Raw genomic sequence first — 20,387 nt, 5'->3', positions numbered from 1 at the left:
ATCACAATGACAATTGCTAAAAAGCCGATAGCTATTCATCGCTATCGGCTTTTGTTCAAACAGTGCTTGAGCCTAAAGGAGTTAAGCTTTTCCGCCTTGAATCGCATTGATAATTTCAGTGGTGGAACAGCCGTCTTCAAAGTTAAGTACTTTAACTTCGCCACCAGCGGCAATCACCTCTTCACCACCAGCAATATCTTCTGGTTTGTAGTCACCACCTTTCACTAAAATACTTGGTAGCACTTCAGAGATAAGACGTTGCGGGGTATCTTCAGAGAATGGAACCACCCAATCAACGGCACCTAACCCAGCTAAAACCGCCATGCGGCGATCCGTTGGGTTGATAGGGCGACTTGGGCCTTTTAAGCGTTTCACGGATTCATCAGTATTCACTGCAACGATCAAACGATCACCAAGCTCTGCGGCATGATTCATATAAGAAACATGTCCTGCATGAAGAATATCAAAACAACCATTCGTCATGACAACCTTCTCACCTTTTGCACGCGCGCGTTTTACCGCTTCGACAAGTGCAGATTCAGTGATCACACCATAGTCTGTATCTTGGCTACCATGAATAGCTTCCGCTAACTCAATAATAGATAGCGTTGATGTACCCAGTTTACCCACGACCACACCAGCGGCAGCATTGGCTAATGCACAAGCTTCATCAAGTGGTTTGCCCGCAGCCACAGATGCCGCAAGTACAGAGATTACTGTATCGCCGGCCCCTGTCACGTCATACACTTCTTTTGCAAGCGTTGGCAATTGAAGCGGCTCTTGGCCTTTACGTAGTAGTGTCATTCCGTGCTCACTACGAGTCACAAGTAATGCTTCAAAGTCGAACTCTTCGATCAATGATAAACCTTTCTCAATCAGGTCTTCTTCTGATTTGACTTTGCCTGCAACCAGTTCAAATTCAGCCATATTAGGGGTTAACAATGTTGCTCCACGGTAGCGTTCAAAATCCGCCCCTTTTGGATCAATAAAGACTGACACATTGGCTGCGCGTGCCTTTTGAATAAATTGCTGTACGTGCTCTAAAGCGCCCTTCGCATAATCCGATAAAATAACGGTTTTTACTGTTGGTAGCACTTTCTCCATGCGTAAGAGCACAGGTTCAGGATCGGTATTTTCAAATTTTTCTTCAAAATCTAAACGAATAAGCTGCTGGCCACGGCTCATGACACGCAGTTTTGTAATTGTCGGATAATCCGCTAATTCAACGAAGTCACATTTTACTTTCAACGAATTTAAGGTATCAGTAAGCACTTGAGCAGGTTCATCTTTACCTGTTAAACCAATAATATGAGCATGACCGCCAAGTGACGCAATATTCATTGCAACGTTAGCCGCTCCACCTGGGCGCTCTTCATTCTTTTCTACTTTTACTACTGGAACTGGCGCTTCTGGTGAGATTCGCCCCGTAGGCCCATACCAGTAGCGGTCAAGCATCACATCACCAATGATCAACACGCCAGATTGGCTGTAGTCAGGTAGAATAGGTTTCATTATGGATCTCCAAAATTCTTATCTAAGCGGAGTTTAGCACAGCACTTATGGCGACTAAACTACCAAAACGCTTCTACAACAGTCGTCTACAAAAATATGATTCAGCCACCACCTTAGTCAAGCCACAGATCCCATAATTTGACAACTTGTGCCCTGTCCCCTGCAAATTTACCCTCGTCAACATCCGCATCAAGGTTTAACAGATTACGGTGATGCACCTCGTCACGGATCCTCGTGTAGGCGTGTGTTAGCGCTTGAGCCTGCTCTTCGCTCATAATGCCTTGCTGCAACATAGATTCAAACACGCGTACATTATCGCACCAGCGCGTTAGCTTAGGCTTTTCGTGGCTAAAGCGTAGCACCAAGTACTGCGCTAAAAACTCGACATCAGTGATCCCTCCGGGATCTTGTTTAAGCATAAATCGACCCGATTTCTTTCCGCCTAAGTGATCACGCATTTTCACTCGCATCTCGGAGACTGATTTTTTCAAATCGTCCTCATTACGCTCAAGACAAAGTACTTTGTGTCGAGTTCGAACAAATGCTTCTTGTAGGGCGTCATCGCCATAAATCATACGTGCGCGTACTAATGCTTGATGCTCCCATGTCCACGCATCTTTTAACTGGTACTCTTCAAAAGCATCGGTCGGTGACACTAATAGCCCTGATGCGCCCGACGGTCTCAATCGCATGTCCACTTCATAGAGGATCCCCGATGCCGTTCTAATTGAGAAAATATGAATGATTCGCTGCGCTAACCGCAAGTAGAACTGACGACCATCAATCTCTTTTTTACCATCGGTATACACATTTACAGGGCAATCATGCATAAACACCATATCGAGATCGGAGTTATAGCCAAGCTCCCACCCTCCGACCTTGCCATACCCCACAACACCAAATCCCTTCCCTTCTCGATCTTTGAGATGGGTCGGCTCACCAAACTTAGCCACCACTTGTAACCAGGCTTGATTCACTCCTGCTTCTACAATCGCTTCAGCTAAGTAAGTTAAATGATCACTCACTTTCATCACTGGCAGCACTTCTGCAATATCAGCCGCTGCAATCCGTAAAATACAAATCTGCTTAAATTGGCGTAATCCCTCTAGCTGTTGCTCCATATCATCTTCTGGAATTCTGGCAAGAAAGTCCCGCAGCTCTGTCTTATAAGCAGACAAAGGGATCGGGTTATATAGCTGTTGTGGGTCTATCAATTCATCCAATAAGATCGGATAGCGACCTAACTGCTCCGAAATCATAGGGCTCGCCGTACATAGGCGAACTAACTGAGTCAGTGCTGCAGGGTGCTCATCCAACAATTCTAAATAGGTGGTTCTAGTGACAATTTTGTGCAGCAGGTGTAGTACTCGTGGTAAGCCAAACTGCGCATCTTTATGATGGTAAATCGCTTGAAATATTTTCGGCATCAAGCGGTTGAGCACTTCTCGTCCACGCGGGCCGAGCGTTTTTTTCGCTAAGTCCGCTTTAAATTGAATGATAGTCGATGCCATTTCAGATGGTTCAGCCACCGCAACATCATTCACTAAGATATGTTCAATCACATCCGGCTTATGTGCCATATCCCATAGCTCATGAAAATGCTTGTCGACGCTGAGGGTTTCTTCCTCTTCCCCCCCAATCAAGTTCTCGAATACCGCATGAACACTCTGCATATGTTGCTGAGTTTGCTCCATCAATTCGTCCCAACCAGCATGCTGCATAGCAACCGCCAATTTTAATTGATCGCTCTCTTTTTCAGGTAGCGTTTGAGTCTGCTTGTCTGCCATTGCTTGCAGTAAGTTCTCTAAACATCTTAAGTAAAGGTATGCACTACGTAAGTCTTCTATTTCACGAGTTTCTAATAGCCCCAACTCTTGAACGGCTGTCAATGTTTCAAGTAAACCGCGACCTCGTAAGCTCGGCTCTCGGCCACCTCTAACCAGTTGGAAAACCTGAGCGATAAACTCAATTTCACGAATGCCACCCGCGCCTAATTTAATGTTATTGCTCAATCCTCGGCGTCGAACTTCACTGCTGATCATTGATTTCATTCGGCGCAATGATTGAATGGCACTGAAATCAATGTAGCGACGGAACACAAATGGGCGGAGCATTTGACGAAGCTCTTGGTATTGTGGATACATTTCACTCCCCATGACTCTCGCTTTGATCATGGCATAGCGTTCCCAGTCTCGCCCTTGCTCTTGATAGTAATCTTCCAATGCGGCGTAACTCATCACTAATGGGCCACTCTCTCCAAACGGACGTAGCCGCATATCGACGCGATAACAAAAACCATCGAAAGTTTGTTGATCAAGCGCCTTAATGATCCTTTGCCCAAGACGAGTAAAGAACTGCGCATTCGCGATACTGCGCCTAGCTCCCTGGGTTTCACCGTTTTCAGGATAGGTAAAGATGAGATCGATATCTGATGAAAAGTTCAGTTCTCCCCCACCGAGTTTACCCATTCCAATGATCAACATCGGCTGTGCAACCCCAGACTCATCGCATGGCGTGCCCCACTCCTGACAACAGAGATCGTATTGCCATTGGTAGGTTTCAAAGATCATCGCTTCGGCTAGTTCTGACAGGTGAGCCAAGCTCTCTTCCAAACGCCAAGAAGAGGTAAAATCTCGCCAAGCGATATAGGTCATTTCACGATTACGGAATTGACGCAGAATTCGATGACCACTCATTTCGCTATCGCATGTCGCTAACATTTCAGCGAGGCGCTGACGATAAGAATCAGAACGAGATGAGCACTGCAACATACTTGGAAAATCAGTGCAAAGTTGAGTATCTCGTTGAAAATTTTCTGCTACAAATTGACTTAAACCTAAGACATATTTTAATGACTCAATAGACTCATCACTCCAATGGCTTAATCCATCCGCTTGCTGTTCTAATAATTGTGAATAGGCTGATAATGAATCAGAGGTAAGGCTATCAGGCAGTAGCATAGATCTTCCTTGCGATATTTAATGGTATTTGACGACATATGGCGAACGAGTAAAGTCCGTTTTAAGCTGAGTTTCATCGGTATAAGTTCACTCGGCACTCATTCAATTCGAGAACTGTTCTCTATTTATATCAAACTTAACGCAATAAAAAACGCCTACATACTCTGTTTTGTTAAGACAGGTAAATAGGCGTTTGATTTCGTCTAATGACGAGCGATGCATTTACACTTTAAATGACTTAATCTTCGAATCTAAGTCTTGAGCATTGCTCTCCATCATTTCAGAGGTCTCTAGCAACTCACTCACCACGACAACGGAAGCTTCGACAAGCTCTCTCACATTCGTTAAGTTCTGATTCATCTCATCCGCCACGCTACTTTGTTGACCCGCAGCGGTTGCGATTTGGAAGTTCATGTCGTTAATCTGATTCACCTGCTCAACAATGCCGTCAAGCTCAGAACCCGCATTGGCAACCAGTTCAACGCCATCCGCCGCTTCAACAACACTTTTCTCCATCAATTCAACGGCAGAGTTAGCACTGCTTTGTAGTTGTGAAATCATCTCTTGAATTTCAACCGTTGCTTGTTGAGTGCGTTGTGCAAGGTTACGAACTTCATCAGCAACAACGGCGAATCCGCGCCCAGCTTCACCCGCTCGCGCCGCTTCAATTGCTGCGTTCAGTGCCAATAGATTGGTTTGCTCTGAAATGCCTTGAATGGTTCCTACTACGCTACCAATCGAACCAACTCGTTCTTCTACCTGATTAACGGCTCCCGCAGACGCAGCAATATCTGAAGAGAGTTCACTCATTTTAGCCACGGTATCTCGAACAAAATCTCGCCCGGTTTGAGCCTGGCCAGACGTCTCTTCCGTTAATGCTGATGCGTTTTGAGCGTGGTCTGCTACGGTTTGTACCGTTGATGTCATTTCACTCATTGCGGTTGCCAGTAAATCAATTTCAGCAAACTCTTCTTGTGAGGACTCTTTCGTTTCAGACATACTAATTGTCATCACTTCGGTCAAAGTGAATAGTTCATCTGAAGCATTGATTTGAGTTTTAATCACATCATGAAGCTGCCTACGAGTTTTCTCTAATTCTCGCGCAACATCACCATATTCATCTTTACAATCCATGACGATAGGCACCGACAGGTCTTTACTTGCCATCAGTTTAATCGATTCGCTTAAATATTCAGTTTGGCGTAACATGACTCGTGCAGCCGCCATAAGCAGAGCCACAAAAACAGCAATCATGATCCCTGTCTGCCACACTACCTCAATTAAGTAGGCATCATAATGTTTCTGGGCAACTTGAATGTCGTTGGTCGCCGCAATAAGAGCATTATAGAAACTAGAAGCATCCCATAACTGTTTGGTGATGATTAAAATAGTACTAAATACCATTAGCATCATCATTTTAGGAACTAAGCGAACATCTGAAATTAACCTTTCCCAAGGCTTGAATGTCGGTTTTTCCATTATCAGTTCTCCGCTAAGTTTAATGTTATGTGCTGAATATTTATTTTCGTTAAAAAGATTTTTAATCATCTATTTACGATTTATTTCGAGCTTCGTATGAAAACATATAGTACCAAAGACGACACCAAGCCTATGAGCTTATTGTCACTAATTTTATCTTTCTTAGCGTTATTTGTGATCTCAGCCTTATTGTTTATGCCAATCGAGAGCGAGACTCGACATATATTTATCGGTTTAGATTTTATAATTTGCAGTGTTTTTATTTTGCAGCTCACCATTGATCTCATCCGCTCAAATAATCGAAAGCTATATCTTAAGCACCACTGGATTGATTTTATCGCGAGTATTCCAATGATTGAGCCTTTACGATTCGCCCGCTTATTCCATATTTTGCGCATAATCTTAGTGATTCGCTCCGGAAGAACCGTTCTCAAGCAGCTATTAGCAAATAAAAGAGAAACCACTCTCGCCTCAATAATCCTTTTGCTTGTGATTCTGCTCACCGTTGGCTCTGGAATAATGTTAGCGATAGAGGGACAGAATCCAGACTCAAACATTCAAACGGCAAGTGATGCCTTGTGGTGGGCTTTTGTTACCATCTCAACCGTTGGATATGGCGATCACTACCCGATCACGCTAGAAGGAAAGTTATTAGCCTCTGGGATCATCATCTGTGGTGTGGGGATTTTTGGTATGATTTCTGGTTTGATTACTTCGCTTATCACCTCTCCAAGCCATACTCAAAATCAACGTTCTGAAAATAAAGAGAAGCTACTTGAACAAATAGTTGCTCAACAGCAACAAATTTTGCAGCGGCTTGAAAAGATAGAGCAGAAAGATTCAGACGAAAAAAAATAAGGAACCGGAGTTCCTTATTTCTATTTTTGTGGATGGCAAAAAAAAGCAATTTGGTTTTTATCAGTCTTGCCAATACGGCTCAACTTCAACACTAATTTGGCGAGTTTGCTCCATGGCATGCAAGATTGAAACCTCTTGCCTTGCCAACCAACGCTCTAACTGCTCTTTCTCATCATCTTGCAATAAGTTAATACACTGCTCTAATGGTTTAAGCATTAGCAGGTCATCGATCCCTTGGATCAAATCAGCCCACGGTAATCGGAAGGTATTGCGCTCTTCTACATCATATAAGCTAGCAAAACCGACACCTGTGTATAAATTACGCATCAAACGATATTGCTGCTCTACATAGTCTTGACTGGTTAAGGTACATTCTGGCGGAAAGGCTTCCATCAGTTCAGCCCATGTGCGGTCAAGCTGCTGTACAGAGAAAGGCTTGATATTTCCCGACATCTGTTCACGAGCTTTATCATCTAAAAACGGCTGCCAGCCACGAGTTAAGATCCAACGGCTAAGATCAAGCAACAAACCAGTATAGCGAGCGGAACTGAGTAACGTCAGTATGCTCTCTCTATCTGGTAGTTGAACTTGTTGCTCTTGCAGTTCAGCGACTAAAAATTTACGAGCATCAAGTTTCCGTAAGACATGCCCTTTATCTTCAAGCAAGTCATCTAAATAATCGTACATTTTTAGCCAAGACAGCTCTTCTTCAAGCCACTTGAGCTCTTGACGAATAATCGCACTCGCTCTACGTGGAACAATACCACCATAAATCGTCAGTGTTTGACGAATAAAGCTAATGGAATGGCTGATTTCATGCAGTGCTTTTATAGACTCACGCTCAGTGTAAATCTGCTCGTGATAATGCCAATGTGAAAGGGCATGTTCCAATGATTGAATAAAGCAGGATTCAACCGTGTCATTTTGATCGGTATTCACCAAAGTTAATGCTTTCACTTCATCACCTGCATAACCTTGTGCAAGTCGGTAGCCTTTGGCTGCTTTACTCAAGTTCCCCAAACGCATGCCACCTTCATCACTAAACAGGCGAGCTAAAGTAAAGAGTGCATCGGTTTGCCCCGATTTAAGCTCTAGTTCAACTTCGCAAATGGGATCTTGCTTCTCGTTTGCGACGACTTCCCCTTGATCAAAAGCCACTTCCACTTGGCTACCATCAGGCATGCTCACCAACCACTGTTCACGAGTGAAGTTGGTCGAAAAGAGAGGGAAAAGTTCAGATTGTAATGTGTCGATATCTTTATCTTTTGGCCAGATATCTTGAGGGTGAAGAGAGAGCTTCGGAGTATTGCTATCGTGCTCAGCATTATACTCTGGTCTCTGATGCAAACCCGCAACAACGCGACCCGCAGTTTTTACGGTTTGCACAAAAACGTCATCAAAACGTCGAATACGCAAACCCGTATCATGCTTACGTAACCAGTTATCTGGAGTATCAAAATAAGTGTTGCCTAAATTACGACAACTTTGCTGAAGTACTTTGGTATCAGAGATTTTACGCTGTAAAGTCTCTGAAAAATCTGGAGAAACAAAAAACTTCAGTTCTATCTCGGTTTCCATAGTGATGCCTTTCAATGAAGATAAGAATAGGATATTGCCTATTTGAAATGTGGGCAAGTCAGAAATTTCGACCGATTGATGATCTAAAACAGTTTTAATGCGTGATTGATTGGGTTAACATGCGCGACTTTGTAGCCATCGCTCAACATTTCACCTGAATATGGTGTATGTTTTTTTAAGGTTATTATTTATTAGGTTGGATGACCATGCCAGTAAATACAATTATGGGGTTATTTGCAAAGTCCCCTCTTAAGCCTTTGCAGCGCCACGTTGTGTGCGTAAATGAATGTTGCTCTCACCTAGTCAATTTTTTTGAAGTCAGTTCAAAAGGTGACTGGGAAAAAGCAGCAGAAATTCGCGCTCAAATTTCTCACCTAGAGAAAGAAGCTGACGTACTCAAGCGCGAAATTCGTCTTAAACTTCCTCGTGGTTTATTCATGCCCGTTGATCGCACCGATATGTTGGAGCTATTAACTCAGCAAGATAAACTCGCCAACCTCGCGAAAGACATTTCTGGTCGTGTATATGGCCGTCAACTTGTCATTCCTGAAGTGATGCAAGAAAACTTCATTGCTTACGTCAAGCGTTGCTTAGACGCAGCAAACCAAGCTCAGAAAGTAATTAATGAGCTCGATGAGTTATTGGAAACAGGATTCAAAGGCCGCGAAGTCACACTTGTAGCTGAAATGATCAATCAACTGGATGTGATTGAAGATGATACGGACGCGATACAGATTGTTCTTCGCCAACAATTAATGGCAATAGAAGCAGACCACAATCCTATCGACATCATGTTCCTGTATAAAATTCTTGAATGGGTCGGCGGCATTGCAGATCAAGCTCAGCGCGTAGGCGCTCGTCTTGAAGTTATGCTTTCTCGATCTTAAATCATAAGTTAACCATATAACGAAGAGCATTTTTTAACCCAATTTACTTATGCGATGGTCATTTCCTCGCTGAGTGTTTTTTTGCGTCTAAATTTGTTCCGCTTGTTATCAAACAACTAGGTATTACGCGATGGATATCCTTGCGAATTACGGCACTGTCCTGATTATTGTTGCAGCCGCTTTCGGTTTCTTGATGGCTATTGGTATTGGTGCAAACGATGTTGCCAATGCGATGGGTACATCTGTTGGCTCTAAAGCATTAACCGTTAAACAAGCGATCATTATTGCAATGATCTTTGAATTTGCTGGCGCTTATCTTGCCGGTGGTGAAGTTACAGACACAATCCGTAAAGGTGTTATCGAAACATCTCTATTTGCTGATCAGCCTGATGTGCTTGTCTATGGCATGATGTCTGCGCTTTTAGCTGCAGGTACATGGCTATTACTCGCTTCTTACATGGGCTGGCCTGTTTCAACGACTCACTCTATTATCGGTGCAATCATTGGTTTTGCATGTGTTTCAGTGGGTACTGAAGCGGTTGACTGGGATTCAGTTCAAGGTATTGTCGGAAGTTGGATTATTACTCCTGTTATTTCCGGTTTCTTCGCTTATGTCATCTTTGTCAGCGCCCAGCGACTGATATTTGATACTGAAAACCCTCTGTTTAATGCTAAACGATTCGTCCCTGTATACATGTTCATCACGACGATGGTGATTGCATTAGTGACGATTAAGAAAGGTCTTAAACACGTTGGTCTTCACCTAAGCAATACTGAAGCGTGGGTTTGGGCTGCGGCTTTCTCCACTCTAGTCATGGTTGGTGGTTTCTTATACATCAAACACAAATTTGCTAACCGCGAAGAAGACCACGGGTTTTCGGGCGTTGAAGGTATTTTCAGCGTGTTAATGGTTATCACGGCATGTGCTATGGCATTTGCTCACGGTTCTAACGATGTGGCAAACGCAATCGGTCCTCTATCTGCTGTCGTTTCTACGGTTGAAAACATGGGCGAGCTTACTGCTAAAAGTAACATTGCTTGGTGGATTCTACCTCTAGGTGGTATCGGTATTGTAGTTGGTCTTGCAACCATGGGTCATAAAGTAATGGCGACTGTTGGTACTGGTATTACAGAACTAACACCTAGCCGTGGCTTTGCTGCTCAACTAGCAACTGCATGTACTGTTGTTTTGGCATCTGGTACTGGCCTTCCAATCTCAACCACACAGACACTTGTTGGTGCGGTGTTGGGTGTAGGCTTTGCTCGTGGTATTGCAGCACTTAACTTAGGTGTGGTACGAAATATCGTGGCATCTTGGATTGTGACGCTACCAGCAGGGGCTTTGCTTGCGGTTATCTTCTTCTATGCTATCCAAGCCGCTTTCGCCGCTTAAGCCATATTAGAAATGAGTCCAATATAGTATTTCTATGTAAATACTATGTCATTATTGACTCAATCGCACAGAAAGGGAGGCTTTGCCTCCCTTCTTTGTTGCACGAGAATAAGAAAGTTCATACTATTCGCTAAGAAAATATGAAGGCTAGAATTAAGACAATGGCCTCCCAATTTGAATTGTTAAGGGATTTACTGTGAAAAAACTGATCTGTATGGTTTTGTTTGCTGTTCTCGCTGCCCCTGCAGCCTTTGCTCAAGACCGTTATATTGCTGACAAGCTCTTTACTTACCTACATTCTGGCCCAAATAACACTTTCCGCATTATCGGCAGTGTTGACGCTGGTGATAAAGTAAAGTTCATCAAAACAAACAAACAGACTGGCTTTAGCGAAATCGTTGATGCTAAAGGTCGCAAAGGCTGGGTTGAAAGCAAGTTCATCACTCGCAAAGAAAGCATGGCGATCCGTTTGCCTAAGTTAGAAAAAGAGCTCACCGATGTTAAGGCACTTTTAGCTAACGCACGTAAAAATGCGGACAATGAAAAAGCGGGTCTTGCGGACTCACTTGCGACTCGTAATAAACAGATTTCAGATTTAGAACAGAGCTACAGCGATATCAGCCAAAAGCTCACCTCTTCTCAAACAGAGAATCGAGAGTTACGTGCCAAGCTTGATACTCAGAAAGATGATTTGCTACTGAAATACTTCACTTACGGTGGTGGTGTTGCAGGTATTGGTTTGCTTCTTGGTTTACTACTTCCTCACATTATCCCTCGCCGTAAAAAAGCACCAAACGGCTGGGCATAATAACAATACTCTAATCGTATTGCGGTAGTAAAAAGATAAAAGGTCACCCTAACTGGAGTGACCTTTTTTGATCGCTTAAACATTTGTCATGCATCACTTCAGGCGTAGACACAAACGCCAATATCAGCGCTTAACCTTGCCATTCATACAAAGCAGGAAGTTCAAGTAATTGATCTTCAAATTCAACGATCACCGATTGTGGTTTGATTTTCAATAGCTGAATTTGATTCTCGATCCAATCCCCTTCGCTATATTCATGATCATTAATTTTTACCCAGCGTCTCTGCCTGTCACTCGAGTACATATGAGTCTGCAAGTTCAGCGCAGGCAAGCGGCCTTGATATTGATCGCCAGTCTTGTCTATATCGATGGTTTCACGATTAAATAGCTTCTCACTGGCGCTGAATGAGTCTGAGTCTGCCGTTGCCTGTAAAGCCGACTGAAACTTCAAGGCTAACTCTGGTGATAAGGAGCTTAAGTCTAGCTCCTCTAATCCCATATTTTGATCCATTGAAAGAGGCGCGTCCGGATTCTCCTTAAGAGGTGGGGACGTGAGCTCTGGTGCTGTTAGTCGGTCTAACTTCGTTAATACCTCATCAGATGGTTCAACACTCTTAGAATCGGCTACAGGCACTATTGCGGAAGAGAGCGAAGTATCATCGAGACTCTCAATATCAACTAACTGAGGGGTAGGCTCAAGTTGAGAATAAGTTGGATAGCTCAGTAATTTGAACTCCGATTTTTCCTCTACTGATGCGCTCACCGTTTTGACTGCATTTTGGCCTTGCTCTTGAGCTTGGCTTTGAGCCTGAATCCGAATTGGAGTATCCGCTTGAATAGCAGCGGCATTGACTATCGGGTGCTGCTCGCTAATCAGACGCACCTCGTTAGCACGATAAGCTTCGAGCCCTAAATAACTCGCCACCGCAACGATAGGAAGTACCCCAAGCATCAGCATATAAGACAATTTGAGCTGAGGCCTGTGTTCTTCATTTCGCCCGTTAGAAAGGTTTTGATAAGGAGTCAACATTGCCTGTCTGCTTTGTTCTGAATCCTGTAATGCACTCATGACTTGTGACATTTACGCCACCTCCGGTTCAATCGTGCGTAGTTTAGGCGCATCGGGTTGAGCTAACTGCTCTAAACGTTGCAACGTCTGCTTGCCCGCAATACCATCGACCGACATGTTTTGCCAACGTTGGAACGTTTTCACTTTCTGTTCAACATTACTATCAAAGTATGGACTATCGAGTGATGGCTCTCCAAGTACGATAGAAAGCTTGCGTTCGAGTATTCGAACCTTCTCACTGCGTTGAGATTTTTTTAACGTTTCGCGCAGTTCACTCTTCCAAATGGCGTAATATTCACCACGCCATAAGCTTTGAAGCATAGATGATGACATCTGTATTCGCTGCTGTCCGACCAAAATTTCAACCTGATCCTTCGATGCGGCATAAAGCACGGCATACAACTCTTCATGGTTATAACTCAACAGTAAAACAACTGGGGTTTGTTGTTTGATTAAGTCCACTAAGCGCCCTTTCTTCGTATCACAGATAAACAGGCTTTGTAGGTTTTCAGTACATAATCCGTCTCGTACGGATGCCTGATAGCCCCATAACTTATACAGCTCTTGTATTGCTTCTACTTGGCTTGCGCCTTTTTGCAAGACATTCACAAGTTCAGCGGGGATGGAAATCTCATTATCATCAGCAGTCGTAGCATTTAAACCAGCATCGCCATCGTCTTTTGAGTCAATATTTTGTTGTTGAGCCGTCATCTGAACGGTTGAAATTGTACCTTGTTGAGCTTCTTTCCCTATGACATCAATGTATGGCAAAACCACGTTATAGCTTGCAACCGCTAATACAGACCCAAGCGAGAGTGCACTTAAATATTTCCATACAGGCTGAGTGCTGAGTGCTTGGCGAGATGACTTTTTCGAATGATTGATATCACTGCCATGCGGAGAAACTTGATACTGCATGACATCATGACATGCTCGCTTCACCGTCTGCACACTCAAGTTAGGCTCCCCATGATGATGGGCGTATTGCAAAGATTTATCACACACTAAGTTAATTAACCTTGGAATGCCCTGCGTTGCTTGCGCGATAACCTTTATTGAACTCGCTTGGAAGATGTCACGAGAACCACCCGCCATTTTGATTCTAAAATCGATATATTGCCCGGTCTCACTTACGTTTAAAGGAAGCAAGTGATAACGCCCTGTGATGCGCTGGGCAAGTTGACGAAGCTGAGTCGTTTGCAGTTGTTGTTGTAACTCAGGTTGGCCAACCAACAGTACTTTTAACAGCTTACGTTGGTCTGTCTCAAGGTTGGTTAATAAACGTAGTTGTTCTAGCACTTCAGCTGCTAGGTGTTGGGCTTCATCAATCACCAGCAGGGTTTGGATATTTTTACCATGGTTTTCAATCAAGTAATGACTGATCGTTTGACTAAGTTGTTTAAGGCTCGCTTGCTCTGGATACTTTAGTGAAAATTCATCACAAATGGCTTCAAGCAAGTCAGAGCTTGAGAAGGTGGGATTTAAAATCAAACCCGCTTTCGTACTGCTATCTAAATTAGCCAGCATTGCACGAGCAACCGTTGTTTTCCCCGTCCCCACTTCACCAGTAAGCATGGCAAAACCACCGCCATCACCTAGTCCGGCTTGTAAATGCTGCATCGCTTCTTGGTGACGTTGGCTTAAGAAAAGATAACGAGAGTTTGGCACAATCGAAAATGGTGCCTCATTAAATCCAAAAAAATCCTTATACATACTCTCGTCTCTACAATCATGGTTAAAGGAAAGTACCATTGCTTGCTACAATGTCCAACAGCATCTGAAAAAATTAGAGGTAATACGTGCAAGTTTACTTAGTTGGCGGCGCAGTTCGCGATCGATTGTTGAATATTGACGTTTATGATCAAGATTGGGTGGTTGTTGGTTCGAGCCCAGAAGAGATGATCAAACAAGGTTATACACCCGTAGGTAAAGATTTCCCTGTCTTTTTGCATCCCAAAACTAAGCAGGAACATGCTCTTGCTCGAACGGAAAGAAAAACATCAGCTGGATATACTGGATTCGAATGCCACTTTTCACCAGATGTCTCTTTAGAGGACGATCTACAACGTCGCGATCTTACGATAAACGCGATAGCTCAAGCTCCGAATGGTGATCTTATCGATCCTTACGGCGGTAAGGATGATCTCAACAACCGCATTCTTCGCCATGTTTCTCACGCTTTCGTTGAAGATCCTCTCAGAGTATTAAGAGTCGCACGCTTTGCGGCAAAACTGGCTCACCTTGGTTTTCGAGTTGCCGATGAGACTCTCAACTTAATGAGAGATATTGTCCGTTCTGGTGAGCTTGCACACTTGACACCAGAAAGAGTTTGGCAAGAGTGGCATAAATCACTCAGCACTCAGAACCCTGAAGTCTTTCTTTCGACTCTAAGAGAATGCGGTGCATTGGCAGCGGTATTGCCTGAAATTGACGCTTTATTTGGCGTTCCCCAGCCTGAGAAGTGGCACCCAGAAATAGACACTGGCATTCATACTTTAATGGTCGCACAACAGGCCGCTATACTCAGCCCGTCGTTACCCGTACGCCTCGCCGCTCAACTGCACGATTTAGGCAAAGGCGTGACGCCTGAAAGCGAATGGCCGAGCCACAAAATGCATTGTCATACGGGTATCAAGCTCATCCAATCGCTGTCAGACCGGGTTCGAATTCCTAATGAATTTAAAGATCTTGCCCTTCTAGTATGCGAACAACATACCAATATTCACCGCGCGATGGAGCTTAAGCCAGCAACGATATTGAAGATCCTTAATAAGTTTGATGTCTGGCGTAAACCTGAAAGACTCAATGATATTCTCATCTGTTGCCAAGCGGATCACGCAGGTCGGAAAGGGTGTGAAGAGAATCCATACCCTCAACGAGATCGTTTTGAAAAGGCTTATCGCCAAGCCCTCACCGTTCAAGTGCAATCAATCATCGCTGACGGCTTTCAAGGTAAACAGATCAGAGATGAGATGGAAAAAAGAAGAGTAGAAACCATCGCCTCAATCGTCTGACTATAAAAAAGGCTCACGATTAATCGTGAGCCTTTTCTAGATGCTTGAGTAGCTCTCTAGTTCATCAGCAAAAATGCTATCAAACCACCACCAAGTAGTAAGCGGTAGATAACGAACGGCATCATACCCATGCGTGAAATGAGTTTTAGGAAGAAATGAATACAGATATAGGCACTAATGAATGACGTGACAATCCCCGTCAACAAGAAGCCGACATGAACCGGATCGCCACTAATGACAAGCTTAAGCCCTAGATAGCCACCAGCAAGAGCGATGATTGGAATCGACATTAAGAATGAGAAACGCGCGGCAGCCTCACGAGTAAAACCTAAATACAGCGCGGCGGTGATGGTCGCACCTGAGCGAGACGTTCCAGGAATGATCGCCATTGCTTGAGCAATACCAATAAACAAGGCTTTTTTCCAACCAGCTTGGTATTCATCATCAGCCAGCGATGAGTTCTTATCAACCCACCACAATAGTAAGCCAAAAATAATCGTGGTAGTCGCAATTACCCACGCACTGCGTAAGTAAAGTTCAACAATGTCTTTCATCAATAAACCAAAGACACAAGCAGGGATCGTCGCAAGTACGATCATCCAAGCCAGTTTCGCCTCTTTACTGCGATCGCCTTTGAAGATGGATCCAAATAGTGCACCAAACAGTGTCACGACCTCTTTTCTAAAGTAGATCACTACGGCCGCTAGAGTTCCCACATGAACAGCAACATCAAACGCTAAACCTTGATCTTCCCAACCCAAAATGGCCGATGGTAAAATCAAGTGGGCTGAACTAGAGATCGGTAAGAATTCAGTTAAGCCCTGAATGAGTGCCAAAATAAACGCTTCTATATAACTCATTTTTTACTCTTATTATTAGGCCTTAGACCTTTGGTTTTATTTGAAGTCTTGGTTAAAACATAGACTTACAGCTTGCAATGAATCGAGGTTATCCATCTGTTGATAGATTTGTGCCACGCTTCGCCCGTCAGAAGGGATGACCTTCTCTGGGCATAAATCATAAAGCGGCTGGGTAACGAATGGATATTTAAAAATATCACTGCGCGGCAACTCTGGTGAAGATTGAGAAATCACATCACCAAACAACACGATATCAAGATCCAAATTACGATCTTGATATTTATGAGCATTCTCTAAACGCCCCCATTTTAGCTCGATTTGACGAAGCAAAAGTGAGAATTCAGTTAAAGAGCGATCCGTTTTTAGCTCAATGACAAAGTTGTAAAAAGCGTGGCTATCAAAACCAACAGGTTCGCACTCATATACTGGCGATGAGCGTAGTTGTTCCCCTAGAAGAGCAAGCTCATCCCATGCCGCTTGGGCATGCTTATCTCGTTCTATGTTGGTTCCGACACCAACATACACGGTGTTCATGCCGCGCCTCGCTCTATCACAACACCAACAGATTTTGCTTGTGGTACAGCTCCAGGTTTCGCTAAACGGATTTTAACCCAAGGCACTGAAAAGCGAGACATAATTAATTCCGCAATCTCTTCTGCAACGCGTTCAACCAGTAGAAAACGCCCACCTTCTATATGCTCCAACACTGCGGTACTCACTTTTGAATAATCCAGAGCATCAACTACATCATCACTTTTACCCGCAGGGCGGTTGTCGTGAGCCATTTCAATATCAAGAACTAGCTTCTGTTTTATTTCTTGTTCCCAATCATAAACACCGATGGTTGTGATTACTTCTAATTGCTCGATAAAAACTTTATCCAATGTCATTTACTGTCCCTTTAGAGGTCGGATACCCTAAGCGGGTAAAAAATCGTATTATTATTGCCATTCAGGATATGATATCAATTACTCTTTGATTGAGCATTAATTTCCCCTCCTTAAGGACCACTATGACTTCTTTGGCTCTCATCATGATTATTGCCGCCTATCTGTTAGGCTCGATATCGAGTGCCGTGCTGATCTGCCGTCTTTTACGATTACCGGATCCAAGGGGAGTCGGCTCAAATAACCCTGGGGCGACCAATGTTTTAAGAATTGGTGGCAAAGGCGCTGCATTTGCCGTATTAATTTGCGATATGCTTAAAGGAACGATCCCGGTATGGGGTGGGTATTTCTTAAACATTGACCCTATATTATTAGGGGTCGTCGCGATTGCCGCCTGTTTAGGTCACATGTATCCAATCTTTTTTCACTTTCAAGGTGGTAAAGGGGTCGCGACCGCATTAGGTGCCATTGCGCCAATAGGACTGGATCTTACTGGCATGATCATGCTGACATGGTTAGTGATCGCTTTTCTATTTCGCTACTCTTCTTTAGCTGCCATCATTACCGTTCTGTTAGCGCCTTTTTATACTTGGCTCGTAAAGCCTCACTACACCCTACCCGTTGCCATGCTCTGCTGCTTGATTGTGTTACGACACCATCAAAACATTCGTCGTTTACTTGAAGGTAATGAACCTAAGTTTGGCGAGAAAAAAATATCGTCTAATCAATAGAAAAGGCCTCTGTCGCTCAATAGTGCAATCACCATTAAGTTCACTGAGACCTTTAAGCACCTTGAATTGATATTGACTCAATCGGCAATAAATTTACTGTAGGTAAACCTTACTATTGGTGAACTTTCGCCAAAAATGTTTTCAGCATATAGGTCACAAAGCCAGGTTGTTCCAAATTACTGATATGCCCAGCGGCGGGGATCACGACCAATTCACTGCCAGTAATCACATCATTCATCAAGTAAGATTCCAAAGGCGTTCTTGGGGAATCTTCCGCACCAACCGCAATCAGTGTTGGTAGAGCAAAAGTTTCCACCTCTTCAATCAAATCCCTGCGACCAAAAATCATTCGCCCCATTCGTGATACTTCTTCTGCCTGCTCACCTTTTAAAGATTGCAGATAAGTCGAAAAATTTTCAACTAAAGCTGGAGATGTCTGTTTTACGTTCTTAGAGAAGAACATCGGTACCACTAAGTCTAATACTGGCTGAGGAACCAGTTTCAACTGAGTAATCGCATCTAACATTGTGAAATATTTTTTATGCGTCACCTCAGGCTCTAACCCGACAAAGGTATCCATCATCACTAGCGATTTTACTCGCGATGGGGCCAGAGCCGTTAATTCAGCGCCCCACATTCCGCCTACGGATAACCCAACAACAGAGAACTCATCTATTTCGAGGTGATCCATTAACGCTAACAATTGCTTCGCGTAATCCGTTAAGTTACGTGTAGATTGAGGGGCAAATTCAGACCCGCCATGCGCCCAAAGATCCGGCACAATACAACGATAAGATTGGCTCAATGCCTCAACTTGAGGTGCCCACATTTTGCTATCCCATAGGTAACTATGTCCCATAAGAAGCACTGGTCCTTGCCCTTCGTCTTGATAGGTCATGGTGCGGCCATCTACAGCAAATGTTTTCATCATTTCATCCATTGTTATTATTTTATAAACGTTAATACTATCATCTGTTTGACGAGAATCAGCTCATGTATTAAAGGAACCCGTTCATATTTTACGGAAACCTCTCTGAGCACCAAATAAAACAGTCCTGAGCACTAAATAAAACGGCCGCGATAAAGCGACCGTGTAATGACTCATGAGTAGAGTGACTCTTATTTTACAGGTTCAAGTTGATCAATTGGCCAGCGAGGAGTTGCCTGAACAGCTAAATCCGCCACTTCGCCATTTTTCAAACGCTGCATACCTGCGTAAGCGATCATGGCACCATTATCGGTACAAAATTCCGTACGAGGGTAGTACACCGCCCCGCCCATTTTTTTCGCCAGTGCTTCTAACTCTGCTCTTAGCTGTTTATTCGCACTCACACCACCGGCAATGACAATGCGCTTCATACCCGTTTCAATCAAAGCTCGCTTGCATTTTATTGCTAAGGTCGCACATACCGCTTCCTGAAAGGCGTATGCAATATCAGCACGGGTTTGGTCATCGTCGTCATTTGCTCGAATCGTGTTTGCCGCAAATGTCTTCAAACCAGAAAAGCTCATATCCAGTCCTGGTCGATCTGTCATTGGACGTGGGAATTTGAAACGACCCGGCGTCCCTTTCTCAGCTAATCGAGAAAGCAGAGGACCGCCTGGGTAATCTAATCCCATGAGTTTCGCGGTTTTATCAAACGCTTCACCCGCCGCATCATCAATCGATTCACCAAGAATTTTATATTCACCAATCCCTTTCACTTCAACAATCATTGTGTGACCGCCTGAAACGAGCAACGCAACAAAAGGAAACGGTGGTGGGGTATCTTCTAGCATTGGTGCAAGCAGGTGCCCTTCCATATGATGAACAGGAATAGCCGGAACATCCCACGCATACGCCATGCTACGACCGATTGTCGCACCAACCAATAAAGCACCAACTAAACCAGGCCCTGCGGTATACGCAACGCCATCGATATCATCTTTAGTTAAATTAGCTTCAGCAAGCGCCGCTTTAATCAGTGGGATGGTCTTCTTTACATGGTCTCTAGAAGCTAGCTCAGGTACGACACCGCCATAATCAGCATGCAGCTTTACTTGGCTATATAATTGGTGAGAAAGCAGCCCTTTCTCATCGTCATAAATAGCGATGCCTGTTTCATCACAAGAGGTTTCGATACCAATAATTCGCATATTTTTCTCAGCACGCTTTGTCTTAAATCGGAAATTAGCGCAATATTACCTTGTTGAGGCTTCTCAAACAAATTTTGCACAGACTATAATCGACAAAGTGCTTTACAAAGCCACTGTGATCGGATTAAAATTCCGCACCATTTTTGATCAAGCTGGTTAGAGACCAAACAACATAGAGAGTTAGCTTAATGGGCAACTTCTCTGATTTGGAAATG

At 43.8% G+C, this 20,387-nt stretch carries 17 protein-coding genes; 6 read left to right on the top strand and 11 right to left on the bottom strand.

The window, feature by feature from the left end; translation table 11 throughout:
- Window positions 1-81: 81 nt before the first annotated feature.
- The 3 genes from hldE to L4C39_RS12835 all read right to left on the bottom strand — a co-directional run bounded on the left by hldE (window position 82) and on the right by L4C39_RS12835 (window position 5,951).
- Window positions 82-1,512, bottom strand: a complete 1,431-nt coding sequence (gene hldE, locus L4C39_RS12845; RefSeq protein WP_017051104.1) for a bifunctional D-glycero-beta-D-manno-heptose-7-phosphate kinase/D-glycero-beta-D-manno-heptose 1-phosphate adenylyltransferase HldE — start codon at window positions 1,510-1,512, stop codon at window positions 82-84.
- Between the two features lie 113 nt (window positions 1,513-1,625).
- The gene (gene glnE / locus L4C39_RS12840) at window positions 1,626-4,472 is read right to left on the bottom strand and encodes a bifunctional [glutamate--ammonia ligase]-adenylyl-L-tyrosine phosphorylase/[glutamate--ammonia-ligase] adenylyltransferase (RefSeq protein WP_429746266.1); all 2,847 of its coding nucleotides are present in this window, start codon (window positions 4,470-4,472) and stop codon (window positions 1,626-1,628) included.
- Window positions 4,473-4,694: 222 nt separating this feature from the next.
- A complete protein-coding gene (locus L4C39_RS12835) occupies window positions 4,695-5,951 on the bottom strand; it encodes a methyl-accepting chemotaxis protein (RefSeq protein WP_171756219.1) in 1,257 nt (418 codons plus the stop codon).
- A gap of 96 nt (window positions 5,952-6,047) precedes the next feature.
- On the opposite strand from L4C39_RS12835, the gene L4C39_RS12830 reads away from it, so the two are divergent.
- Window positions 6,048-6,809 carry a potassium channel family protein gene (locus L4C39_RS12830; RefSeq protein WP_429746264.1) on the top strand — a complete coding sequence of 254 codons (762 nt, stop codon included), beginning with the start codon at window positions 6,048-6,050 and terminating at the stop codon, window positions 6,807-6,809.
- A 60-nt stretch (window positions 6,810-6,869) separates the two neighbouring features.
- Here L4C39_RS12830 and L4C39_RS12825 read toward each other — a convergent pair whose 3' ends face one another.
- Window positions 6,870-8,387 carry a CYTH and CHAD domain-containing protein gene (locus L4C39_RS12825; RefSeq protein ID WP_429746262.1) on the bottom strand — a complete coding sequence of 506 codons (1,518 nt, stop codon included), beginning with the start codon at window positions 8,385-8,387 and terminating at the stop codon, window positions 6,870-6,872.
- A 206-nt stretch (window positions 8,388-8,593) separates the two neighbouring features.
- Here L4C39_RS12825 and L4C39_RS12820 point away from each other — a divergent pair, with 206 nt between their 5' ends.
- The 3 genes from L4C39_RS12820 (at window position 8,594) to L4C39_RS12810 (ending at window position 11,475) form a co-directional block, all read left to right on the top strand.
- Window positions 8,594-9,274 carry a TIGR00153 family protein gene (locus L4C39_RS12820; RefSeq protein WP_017051109.1) on the top strand — a complete coding sequence of 227 codons (681 nt, stop codon included), beginning with the start codon at window positions 8,594-8,596 and terminating at the stop codon, window positions 9,272-9,274.
- Window positions 9,275-9,404: 130 nt separating this feature from the next.
- Window positions 9,405-10,667, top strand: coding sequence for an inorganic phosphate transporter (locus L4C39_RS12815; RefSeq protein WP_113799494.1), 1,263 nt, complete (start codon window positions 9,405-9,407; stop codon window positions 10,665-10,667).
- A gap of 196 nt (window positions 10,668-10,863) precedes the next feature.
- On the top strand, window positions 10,864-11,475 hold the full coding sequence (locus L4C39_RS12810) for a TIGR04211 family SH3 domain-containing protein (protein WP_017051111.1): 612 nt from the start codon (window positions 10,864-10,866) through the stop codon (window positions 11,473-11,475).
- A 130-nt stretch (window positions 11,476-11,605) separates the two neighbouring features.
- Here L4C39_RS12810 and L4C39_RS12805 read toward each other — a convergent pair whose 3' ends face one another.
- Complete coding sequence (locus tag L4C39_RS12805) at window positions 11,606-12,556, bottom strand: general secretion pathway protein GspB (protein WP_429746259.1); 951 nt, start codon at window positions 12,554-12,556, stop codon at window positions 11,606-11,608.
- Window positions 12,557-14,257 (bottom strand): AAA family ATPase, encoded by a 1,701-nt coding sequence (locus L4C39_RS12800; RefSeq protein WP_429746257.1) that lies wholly within the window; start codon window positions 14,255-14,257, stop codon window positions 12,557-12,559. It lies immediately after the preceding gene.
- Between the two features lie 86 nt (window positions 14,258-14,343).
- Between L4C39_RS12800 and L4C39_RS12795 the strand changes: the two genes are divergently transcribed.
- Window positions 14,344-15,558 (top strand): multifunctional CCA addition/repair protein, encoded by a 1,215-nt coding sequence (locus tag L4C39_RS12795; protein ID WP_429746255.1) that lies wholly within the window; start codon window positions 14,344-14,346, stop codon window positions 15,556-15,558.
- A gap of 56 nt (window positions 15,559-15,614) precedes the next feature.
- On the opposite strand, the gene L4C39_RS12790 is transcribed toward L4C39_RS12795, so the two are convergent.
- Genes L4C39_RS12790 through folB form a run of 3 tightly spaced genes read right to left on the bottom strand, consistent with a single transcriptional unit; the run spans window position 15,615 to window position 17,308 of the window.
- Window positions 15,615-16,418, bottom strand: a complete 804-nt coding sequence (locus L4C39_RS12790; protein WP_017051115.1) for an undecaprenyl-diphosphate phosphatase — start codon at window positions 16,416-16,418, stop codon at window positions 15,615-15,617.
- A gap of 36 nt (window positions 16,419-16,454) precedes the next feature.
- The gene (gene folK, locus L4C39_RS12785; protein ID WP_136994183.1) at window positions 16,455-16,952 is read right to left on the bottom strand and encodes a 2-amino-4-hydroxy-6-hydroxymethyldihydropteridine diphosphokinase; all 498 of its coding nucleotides are present in this window, start codon (window positions 16,950-16,952) and stop codon (window positions 16,455-16,457) included.
- Complete coding sequence (gene folB, locus L4C39_RS12780) at window positions 16,949-17,308, bottom strand: bifunctional dihydroneopterin aldolase/7,8-dihydroneopterin epimerase (RefSeq protein WP_017051117.1); 360 nt, start codon at window positions 17,306-17,308, stop codon at window positions 16,949-16,951. The genes folK and folB overlap by 4 nt, the downstream gene beginning before the upstream one ends.
- A gap of 122 nt (window positions 17,309-17,430) precedes the next feature.
- On the opposite strand from folB, the gene plsY reads away from it, so the two are divergent.
- A complete protein-coding gene (gene plsY, locus L4C39_RS12775) occupies window positions 17,431-18,036 on the top strand; it encodes a glycerol-3-phosphate 1-O-acyltransferase PlsY (protein ID WP_113799506.1) in 606 nt (201 codons plus the stop codon).
- Between the two features lie 112 nt (window positions 18,037-18,148).
- Here the strand turns inward: plsY and L4C39_RS12770 are convergent, their stop codons facing one another.
- Window positions 18,149-18,964, bottom strand: coding sequence for an alpha/beta fold hydrolase (locus L4C39_RS12770; RefSeq protein ID WP_429746361.1), 816 nt, complete (start codon window positions 18,962-18,964; stop codon window positions 18,149-18,151).
- A gap of 191 nt (window positions 18,965-19,155) precedes the next feature.
- Complete coding sequence (tsaD, locus tag L4C39_RS12765; RefSeq protein WP_136994185.1) at window positions 19,156-20,172, bottom strand: tRNA (adenosine(37)-N6)-threonylcarbamoyltransferase complex transferase subunit TsaD; 1,017 nt, start codon at window positions 20,170-20,172, stop codon at window positions 19,156-19,158.
- Window positions 20,173-20,387: the final 215 nt, after the last annotated feature.

The organism is Vibrio clamense (genome assembly GCF_050337905.1).
GTDB lineage: Bacteria > Pseudomonadota > Gammaproteobacteria > Enterobacterales > Vibrionaceae > Vibrio > Vibrio cortegadensis.
Note: the sequence above shows the minus strand (reverse complement) of the source record. Positions and strands in the feature narration are given on the sequence as shown.